The sequence below is a fragment of the Streptomyces aurantiacus JA 4570 genome (assembly GCF_000414115.1).
Classification (GTDB): Bacteria; Actinomycetota; Actinomycetes; order Streptomycetales; family Streptomycetaceae; genus Streptomyces; species Streptomyces aurantiacus_A.
Genome location: NZ_AOPZ01000172.1, coordinates 1 through 8,925, shown reverse-complemented (window position 1 = coordinate 8,925; position 8,925 = coordinate 1). Strand labels below are relative to the sequence as shown.

The 8,925-nt window shown below is 73.0% G+C and carries 9 protein-coding genes; 4 read left to right on the top strand and 5 right to left on the bottom strand.

The window, feature by feature from the left end:
- Nucleotides 1–20: 20 nt before the first annotated feature.
- Genes STRAU_RS18010 through STRAU_RS17995 form a run of 4 tightly spaced genes read right to left on the bottom strand, consistent with a single transcriptional unit; the run spans nucleotide 21 to nucleotide 3,584 of the window.
- The gene (locus tag STRAU_RS18010; RefSeq protein WP_016641779.1) at nucleotides 21–1,229 is read right to left on the bottom strand and encodes an ABC transporter permease; all 1,209 of its coding nucleotides are present in this window, start codon (nucleotides 1,227–1,229) and stop codon (nucleotides 21–23) included.
- Entirely contained in the window at nucleotides 1,226–2,014 is a 789-nt protein-coding gene (locus tag STRAU_RS18005; protein ID WP_052029140.1) for an ABC transporter ATP-binding protein, read from the bottom strand. The genes STRAU_RS18010 and STRAU_RS18005 overlap by 4 nt, the downstream gene beginning before the upstream one ends.
- Entirely contained in the window at nucleotides 2,011–3,090 is a 1,080-nt protein-coding gene (locus tag STRAU_RS18000) for an efflux RND transporter periplasmic adaptor subunit (RefSeq protein ID WP_078621306.1), read from the bottom strand. Before STRAU_RS18000 ends, STRAU_RS18005 begins: the two co-directional genes overlap by 4 nt.
- Nucleotides 3,087–3,584, bottom strand: a complete 498-nt coding sequence (locus tag STRAU_RS17995) for a hypothetical protein (RefSeq protein WP_016641775.1) — start codon at nucleotides 3,582–3,584, stop codon at nucleotides 3,087–3,089. Before STRAU_RS17995 ends, STRAU_RS18000 begins: the two co-directional genes overlap by 4 nt.
- 133 nt (nucleotides 3,585–3,717) lie before the next feature.
- On the opposite strand from STRAU_RS17995, the gene STRAU_RS17990 reads away from it, so the two are divergent.
- Nucleotides 3,718–4,386: a response regulator transcription factor gene (locus tag STRAU_RS17990; protein WP_016641777.1), complete on the top strand. Its 669-nt coding sequence runs from the start codon at nucleotides 3,718–3,720 to the stop codon at nucleotides 4,384–4,386.
- Between the two features lie 74 nt (nucleotides 4,387–4,460).
- On the top strand, nucleotides 4,461–5,756 hold the full coding sequence (locus STRAU_RS17985) for a sensor histidine kinase (protein WP_016641774.1): 1,296 nt from the start codon (nucleotides 4,461–4,463) through the stop codon (nucleotides 5,754–5,756).
- Here the strand turns inward: STRAU_RS17985 and STRAU_RS17980 are convergent.
- Nucleotides 5,744–6,556 carry an SIS domain-containing protein gene (locus STRAU_RS17980; RefSeq protein WP_016641773.1) on the bottom strand — a complete coding sequence of 271 codons (813 nt, stop codon included), beginning with the start codon at nucleotides 6,554–6,556 and terminating at the stop codon, nucleotides 5,744–5,746. The two genes, STRAU_RS17985 and STRAU_RS17980, sit on opposite strands and share 13 nt — an antisense overlap.
- Before the next feature lie 189 nt (nucleotides 6,557–6,745).
- Here STRAU_RS17980 and STRAU_RS17975 point away from each other — a divergent pair, with 189 nt between their 5' ends.
- Entirely contained in the window at nucleotides 6,746–7,438 is a 693-nt protein-coding gene (locus tag STRAU_RS17975; protein ID WP_030361523.1) for an iron-dependent transcriptional repressor DtxR, read from the top strand.
- Between the two features lie 600 nt (nucleotides 7,439–8,038).
- A complete protein-coding gene (locus STRAU_RS17970) occupies nucleotides 8,039–8,905 on the top strand; it encodes an alpha/beta fold hydrolase (RefSeq protein ID WP_016641771.1) in 867 nt (288 codons plus the stop codon).
- The last annotated feature ends 20 nt before the right edge of the window (nucleotides 8,906–8,925 follow it).

Below are 8,925 nucleotides of genomic sequence, written 5' to 3'. Positions count from 1 at the left end.
GGGAAGCCCCCGGCAGGGACCTACGCCGCGTGCAACGCCAACGTCGGCGAAAGCCGCGCCGCCCGCACCGCGGGGTAGAGGCCGGCGATCGTCCCGATCGCCAGCGTCGCGGCGAACCCCGCCGTCACGGACCACAGCGGCACCACCCACGGCAACCCCCCGGACGCCGCGTACGCGGCCGTCGCCGCCGCGCCGAGCGCGACACCCACAAGCCCGCCGAGCCCCGAAAGCATCAGGGACTCGGTGACGAACTGGATCCGGATCTGGCCGCGGGTCGCGCCGAGGGAGCGGCGCAGCCCGATCTCGTACCGCCGCTCCAGGACCGAGATGATCATGGTGTTGGCCACGCCGACGCCGCCGACCAGCAGGGCGATGCCGCCGAGGCCCAACAGGAGGGTGGAGAAGGCCCCTTCGGTGTCGGCCTTCGCCTGGAGGGCGGCCGACGGGTCGGTGACCTTCACGTCGCGCGGGCTCTGCGGCGAGATCGACGGGCCGAGCAGCTTGCGCACGTCGTGGACGGCCGCGTCCGCCGAGCGTTCGTACACCGACGTCGGGTGGCCGTCGAAGCCGAGCAGCGACTGCGACGCCGACCAGCCGGTGAGCGCCGCGCGTTCGACGTCGGGCGCGAGCGGCAGCGGGGCGAGGATGCCGAGCACCGTGAAGTAGCGGTCGTCCATCCACACCTGCCGGCCGGGCGAGGTGACGCCCAGGCGCTGGGCGGCGACATGGCCGAGCACGACCGACGGATAGCGGGAGTTGGCCGCGTTGAACCACGTCCCGCTCGCCATCTCGCCGCGCAGCACCTCCAACAGGCCCTCCGTGGCCGCCTTGACGCCGATGCCGCCGGTCTCGTCCTCGGGGATCTTCTCGCTGCGCCGCACCGTGCGTTCGAGATCGCCGGTGGCGCCGACGCCCTCGACGCCCGCGATCCGCGACACCCGCCCCACGGCGTCCTTCGGCAGCTTCAGCTTCTCCCCGGAGAACAGCGGGTCACCCGGCTCGGCCACCAGCATGTTCGTACCCAACCTGTCGAGCCGCTCCAGGAGTTGGGCCTTGCTGGAGGCCGATACGCCGACCACCGCGACCATCGTCGCGATGCCGATCGCGATGCCGAGGGCGGAGAGGACGACACGCGTCGGGCGGCTGCGAAGGCCGGACGCGCCGACGTGGGCGACGTCGCGGGGGCTCAGCCGGGCGGCGCGCAACCGCTTCGTACGGTGGTCGGTCATCGCGCCACGGCTCCCTGCTCGTACGTCGCTCGTACGTCCCGCACGTCCCGTACGTCCCCCACCACCTGGCCGTCCCGGATCCGCACCTGCCGCGGCAGCCGGTCCGCGATCTGCGCGTCGTGCGTGATGACGGCGATCGTCGCGCCCTCGGAGTTGAGGCCGTGGAGGAGTTCGATGACCGCCTCGCCGGAGGCGGAGTCGAGTGCTCCGGTGGGTTCGTCGGCGAGCAGCAGGTCCGGTTCGCCGACGACCGCGCGGGCGATGGCCACGCGCTGCTTCTGGCCGCCGGACAGCTCGTGCGGCCGGTGGCGCATGCGGTCGGCGAGGCCGACGCGGTCCAGGGCCTCGGCGGCGCGGGCCCGGCGCGCGGCGCGCGGCAGGCCGGAGTAGAGCAGGCCCTCGGCCACGTTGTCGCGGGCGCTGACGCCCGGGACGAGGTGGAACGCCTGGAAGACGAAGCCGATGCGGCGGGCCCTGAGCGCGGACAGGCTCCGGTCGGACAGCGTCGCCACGTCGTGCCCGGCGATCTCCACCGTGCCCGCCGTGGGCCGGTCGAGGGTGCCGACGATGTGCAGGAGCGTGGACTTGCCGGAGCCGGACGGGCCGACGATGGCGAGGAGTTCGCCCTCCCCCACGTCCAGATCGACGCCGCGCAGCGCGGCGACACCGCCCGGGTACTCCTTGGTGACACCGGCGAGGCGGACCACGGGGTGGGGTCCGGGGGCGGGGCCCGGGCCCGGGGTGGCACCGGGGCCCGCGGGCACGACCTCTGGCTGCGTGCTCATATCTTGGGCACCCCGACCTTCGTCCCCGCCCGCAGCCCCGGGCCGCTGACCTCCACCCGGCCCGAGCCGAACATGCCGAGCCCCACCTTCACCTGCCGCGCCCGGCCGCCCTCGACGACCTGCACGCCGTAGCTGCCGCCGGGCAGCGCGAGCAGCGCGTTGACCGGCACCGACAGGACGTTCTCGCGGGTCTCGCCGGTGAGGTTCACGGTGACCGGGGACTGGTCGAAGCCGCCCACGTCGGACGGGTCGTCGAAGGTCACCGTGACCGGGATCTTCGGGGTCTTGTCGGCCGGGTCGTCGCCGGGCTTCGCGGTCCGGCCGACCGAGGCCACCCGGCCCGACGCCGACGAGCCGTCCGGCAGCGCCACCTCGACCTTCGTGCCGACCTTCGCCAACTTGCCCTCGGACACATCGAGTTGGAACCGTACGACCCGCTCGGAAGCGGTCGTCGTGAGCACCGGCCTGCCCGGCGACACCTGGTCGCCGACCGCCGTGTCCGCCGACTTCACCCGCACCGCCGACGGCGAGAAGGCGATGTCGCCGGGCCCGACCCGGCCCGTCTGCCTGCGGTCGTGCGCCTTCTGCCAGCGCTTGACGGCGGCGGCCGTACCGGCGGTGTACGTGTCGTCGATGTCGAGCCCGGCCGCGTGGCCGAGCGCCTGGAGGTTCAGCTCCAACTGCCGTACGTCCTCGCCCTCGGAGCCGGACTTCAGCGTGCGGTACATGGGCCGGGTGCCGTACATCAGGCGCACGGACGTGCCGTTGACCTCGTAGAGCCGCCCGTCCCGCTTCACCTGGTCGCCCGCTCCCGGCGACCAGGTGAGGATGCCCGCGCCGCCCGCGTTGACCTTGCGTTCCTTGGCGTAGCCGAGGGTGCCGTCGACCTGGGTGCCGCTGCTGAGGTCGCCGCGCTCGACGGGCGCGGTGGCGGGCGGCAGGTCCGCGCCGCGCGCCGGTCCGCCGTCGTCGCCGCCGTCCCCCATGAGCCCGCTGTGCCCGGTGACGGCGACACCGGCGCCGGTGACCGCGAGCAGCGCGACCACCGTCGAGACGACTGCCGTGCGCCGCCTCATCCGACGATGCCCTTGCACGCCTTGGCGGCCTTCTCCATCTTTTTCATCTCGGCGCCCTTGGGCGCGGGCATCGCGCGCGCCATGCCCTCCTCGAATTTCGGGTCGGGCATGTTGAAGCCGTTCTTGCGCATGCACTGCGCGTACTTGAGCATCTTGTCCTTGTCGGCCGCCGAGATCCCGCCGCCCGCCGATCCCGGCCCTTTGCCGGTGCACTCCTTGAGGGCCTTCTGCATCTTCTCCTTGCTGAGGTCCCCGCCGATCGTGATGCCGTTGCCGTCCTGGCCCGACTTCGGCTCCGGCACCTTCAGGCCGTGCTTGCGCAGGCACTCGCGCTCCTTGAACGCCTTGTCGGCGGCGTTCTCCTTGCCACCGTTGTCCTTCTTGCCGCCGCCGTCGTCCCCGTCGGAGCAGGCGGCCGCGAAGAGCGCGAGGGCGGCGCCCGCGGCGGCGAGCCCGGCTGAGCGGCTGCGGGTACGGGTACGGGTACGTGTCATGGCTTCCCCTGGTGTCCGGTGGCCGGCGCTGGTCGCGGCCGCTGCGGGACAGGTTCACGGGAAGCGGGGTTTCGTCTCTCTCACGGCAAACCTTTACACCGGCGAAAGGTGGCCCTCGGGTACACAGGGCGGCATGCGCGTACTGCTGGTGGAGGACGAGGAATTCCTGGCCGAGATGATCGCCGACGGGCTGCGCCGCGACGCGCTCGCGGTCGACGTGGCGGCGGACGGCCTGACCGCGCTGCGCAAGCTCCAGCTCGGCGAGTACGACGTGCTCGTGCTCGACCGGGACCTGCCGGGCGTGCACGGCGACGAGGTGTGCCGCCGTGTCGTACGGCAGCGGCTGCTCACCCGCGTCCTGATGCTCACGGCGGCGGGCACGGTGCGCGAGCGGGTCGCGGGCCTCGGGCTCGGCGCCGACGACTACCTGACCAAGCCGTTCGCGTACGACGAGCTGCTCGCCCGCGTCCTCGCCCTCGGGCGGCGCGCCCGGCCCGCGCTGCCGCCGGTCATCGAGCGGGCCGGCGTCGTCCTGGACACCGCTCGGCGCCAGGCCAGCCGCGACGGCAGGCACCTGTCGCTGTCCCGCAAGGAGTTCGCCGTCCTGGAGACGCTGCTTCGCGCGGACGGCGCGGTCGTCAGCGGCGAGGACCTGATCGAACAGGTCTGGCAGGAGGACACCAGCTACCGCACCAACGCCGTCCGCGTCACCCTCTCCAAGCTCCGCGCGAAGCTCGGGGAGCCGGGAGTGGTGGAGACGGTGCCGGGGGCGGGATACCGGATATCGGGGCGGTCGCTGTGAGGGCGGGCGGCTTCCCCCGCGTGCCCGGCACCCACCGCGTCCCCGGCTTCCCCCGCGTGCCCGGCCCCCGCAGCATGCGCGGCGAGCGGGCCCGGCTCACCGCCCTCTACGGCGTCCTGCTCGTCCTGGCCGGGGCGCTGCTCACCGGCGTGGTGTACCTGCTCGTGCAGCAGGGCCTGTACTCGTCGATCAGTACGGCCGTCACCACGGCCGTGCCCGGGGCCAGGGTCGACCGGGACGCCCTGAGCCCGCCGTGGGCGACGCTGCCGACGGCAGGGCGGACGGCGGCGGCGCCCGCGCGGCCCCTGGTGCTCGCCGACACCGTGCCCGCGCAGGCGGTGACGCGGCTCAGCGACGCCGCCGGGGAGGCCGCGCTCAGCCGGCTGCTCACCATCTCCGTGATCGTCCTGACCGCGTACGCCGTGCTGTCCGTCGCGCTCGCCTGGTGGATGGCGGGGCGGGTGCTTCGCCCCGTCGCCGTGATCACCGACAGCGCGCGCCGCCTGTCCGGCTCGAACCTGCACGAACGCATCGCCCTGGACGCGCCCCCGGGCGAGCTGAAGCAGCTCGCCGACACCTTCGACGCGATGCTCGACCGCATCGAGCGGCTGGTCGGCGCGCAGCAGCGGTTCGCGGCCAACGCGGCGCACGAGCTGCGTACGCCGCTGGCGGTGCAGCGGGCCGCCGCCGAGATCGGGCTCGCCGGGGATCCGGCGCCCGAGCGGGTCGCCCGCATCCGCGCCAAGCTCATCTCCGTCGCCGACGACAGCGAGCGCCTCATCGAGGGCCTGCTGCTGCTCGCCACCACCGAGCAGGGCCCGGCGGACGCGCCGGGGCAGGAGCCCGTGGCCCTGGACGTCACCGCCCGCGAGGTGGCCGCCGCGCTGGCGGAGGAGGCGGCCCGCCGTACCGTCACGGTCGATGTGCGCGCGGAGCCGCTCACCGTCCACGGCGACGGCGTCCTGCTCGAACACCTGGTGCACAACCTGATCGCCAACGCCGTACGCCACAACGTCCCCGGCGGCCGTGTCCAGGTGCACACCGCGACCACGGGGATCACCGTGGTCAACACGGGCCCCGACATCCCGCCGGAGTCCGTCACCCACCTCTTCGAGCCCTTCCGCCGCCTGCACGACCGCACCCACGCCCCAGGCGAGGGCACGGGCCTGGGCCTGTCGATAGTGACAGCGATAGCGAGAGCACACGGAGGCACGACGCAGGCGAAGGCGAACGGGACGGGAGGCGGCCTCCGGGTAACGGTCCACTTCCCGAGCACCGGGGTTTTCAGGGGCGCGGGGAACTGCGCGACCAGCCCCCACCGGCCCGCAGGCAGAAACCCGCCCAACCCGCGGAGCGCTCAGTGCCGGTAAAAAATCCGATCCCCGTACTCGATGAAAACCCGCCCGTTCCAGTCATGGCCCCCGTCGACATTCGCGGACCGCAGCAGAGGCGGCTGGATACCCCGCGCGGCCAGAGCGGCCGCCGCCGTGGCCATCATGGCCTGCATGAGCGCGCTGGCGACCATCGTGGAGGCGGGCCCGAAGGGCGCGTCGACCGAGTCGAGGGTCAGCTCCGCGTCCCCCACGGCAATCTTGGAATCGAGGACAAGATCGCAGTGGTCCTTCAGGAAGGTCCCCGAGACATGCCGGGACTTCGTCTCCGTGGCGTACGCCACCGACGTCACGCCGATGACCTTCAGGCCGATCGCGCGGGCGTTCATGGCCATCTCCACGGGCAGCGAATTGCGCCCGGAGAGGGAGATGATCACCAGGACGTCGCCGGACCGGGCCGGGCTGGAGTCGAGGACGGCGCCCGCGAGCCCGTCGACGCGCTCCAGGGCGGAGCCGAGCGTGGCGGGCATCACGTCGACGCCGACGACACCGGGCACGGAGAGCAGGTTCATCAGGGCGAGGCCGCCCGCGCGGTAGACGACGTCCTGGGCGGCCAGCGAGGAGTGGCCCGCGCCGAAGGCGAAGAGGCGGCCTTCGGCGGCGACGGCGTCGGCGATCAGCTCGCCGGCGGCGGTGATGCGGCCGGCCTCCTCGTCGCGTACGCGCTGCAGGAGGCCGATGGCGGCGTCCAGATACCGCCCGGAGAGGTCGCGGTCGCCGGGCGTGCTCGCCCCGCCGCCCCCACCCGTTCCGCCACCGTCACGCGTACCGTCGCTCATCCGCGAAACCCCTTCGTCCCGCCGTTTCCCGTCGTGTCGCGGATCACGGTGCGGTCTGGACCAGCACCCTGTCAATACGGCCACGGGCCGCCGCTGTAGAGCCTGTTTCCCCGGCGCAACCCGCTTGTCAGTGGTATGCGTCAGAATTGAGGGCAGGGCCAGCGCACGAGCGAATTCTGAGGGGCACCCATGTCGGGGCTTATTGACACCACTGAGATGTATTTGCGCACCATCCTCGAGCTGGAGGAGGAGGGTGTCGTCCCCATGCGCGCCAGGATCGCCGAGCGGCTCGACCAGAGCGGTCCGACGGTGAGCCAGACGGTGGCGCGGATGGAGCGTGACGGCCTGGTGGCCGTCGCCAGCGACCGGCACCTGGAACTGACCGAGGAGGGCCGCCGCCTCGCCACGCGCGTGATGCGCAAGCACCGCCTCGCCGAATGTCTCCTGGTCGACGTGATCGGCCTGGAGTGGGAGCAGGTGCACGCCGAGGCGTGCCGCTGGGAGCACGTGATGAGCGAGGCGGTGGAGCGCCGCGTCCTGGAGCTCCTGCGCCACCCCACCGAGTCGCCGTACGGCAACCCCATCCCGGGCCTGGAAGAGCTCGGCGAGAAGGACGGCGCCGACCCGTTCCTGGACGAGGGCATGGTCTCCCTGATCGACCTCGACCCGGGCACGGACGGCAAGACGGTCGTGGTGCGCCGCATCGGCGAGCCGATCCAGACGGACGCCCAGCTGATGTACACGCTCCGGCGCGCGGGCGTGCAGCCCGGCTCGGTCGTGAGCGTGACGGAGTCCGCCGGGGGGGTACTCGTGGGCAGCAGCGGCGAGGCCGCCGAGCTCGCGGCGGACGTCGCGTCGCACGTGTTCGTCGCCAAGCGCTGACGGCGTCCGGCTCCGGGCCGGGTCCCGGCCTCGTCGCCGCTGTCAACAAGCGTTATGACAGGGGCAGTTGAGACGAGTCCGAGACCCGCCGGAGCCCAAGATTCAGTGTGCCGAATCGCAGCGCGGGGACGGTTTGCGTGCGAGGCTGTCGCGAGAGGCATATGACCTGAGGGCTCTTGACCGTGTCGGCATCAGGACTTGGTCGGGTGTTCACCGGGTCCTGGCCGCAGGCCGGAGAGGGGGCAGACGATGTGCCCGGCTGGTGAACGGACACGCGCGGGGCGCGGCAGGCCGCGCGCCGCGCACCTCACGCACGCCCTGCACGCAGAGGGCCCCGGCGCCCTTGAGCGCCGGGGCCTGTCCTCCCCTGTGCTGACCCGGAGCCCCGAGCTCCCAGGGTCACCCCCCTCGGACCGATTTCCCCGAGCGGTCCGCCCCCCGTTGAAGATCTCCCCTCGGCGGAGGCGGTCAATCCTTGAGCATGGTCACCCGAACGAGGGGTGTTATCGGCAAGACGGCCGTTTTCGAATGAGGGTTCGATAGCGTGCCGGGGTGCGTGAGTGAACAACCCGAGCGGAGTCAAGGGGGGTGCCTGGGACCATGGTGCGGCGCATCGACGTGACCGGCGCGGGCGGAGTGAGCCTCGCCGCCTGGGAGTATGCCGACCCTCCCAAATCCAGGGAGGCCGATTCGGCCCCGGGTGGCGTGCTGTTACTGCACGGCCTGATGGGCCGCGCCTCGCACTGGGCGGGCACCGCCCGCTGGCTCTCCGAGCGGCATCGCGCGGTCGCGCTCGACCAGCGCGGGCACGGCCAGAGCGACAAGCCGGCCGAGGGCCCCTTCAACCGCGAGGCGTACGTGGACGACGCCGAGGCCGCCCTGGAGCAGCTCGGCCTCGCCCCCGCCGTGCTCATCGGGCACTCCATGGGCGCGCTCACCGCCTGGCAGCTCGCCGCCCGCCGCCCGGACCTGGTCCGGGGCCTGATCATCTGCGACATGCGCGCGTCGGCCCTGGGCGCCGCCTCCCAGCGGGAGTGGGAGGACTGGTTCAAGTCCTGGCCGGTGCCGTTCGCGACGCTCGCGGACGTGCGGAAGTGGTTCGGCGAGGACGATCCGTGGGTGGAGCGCCCCAACCCCTCGCGGGGCGCCTTCTTCTCCGAGATCATGGCCGAGGGCCCGGACGGCTGGCGTCCCGTCTTCGACCCCGCCCAGATGCTGAAGTCCCGCGAGACGTGGGTGTACGACGCGCACTGGGAGGAGCTGATCCAGGTCCAGTGCCCCGCCCTCGTCGTCCGCGGCCTCGACGGCGAGCTGGGCCGTGCCGAGGCCCAGGAGATGGTCCGCGTGCTGCCCCGCGGCGCCTACGCCGAGGTGCCCGACGCCGGCCACCTCGTCCACTACGACCGCCCGGAGGGCTGGCGCGAGGCGATCGAGCCGTTCCTGGACGGGGTCCTAGCGGGGTCGTAGGCCGGGGGCTCCGCCCCCGG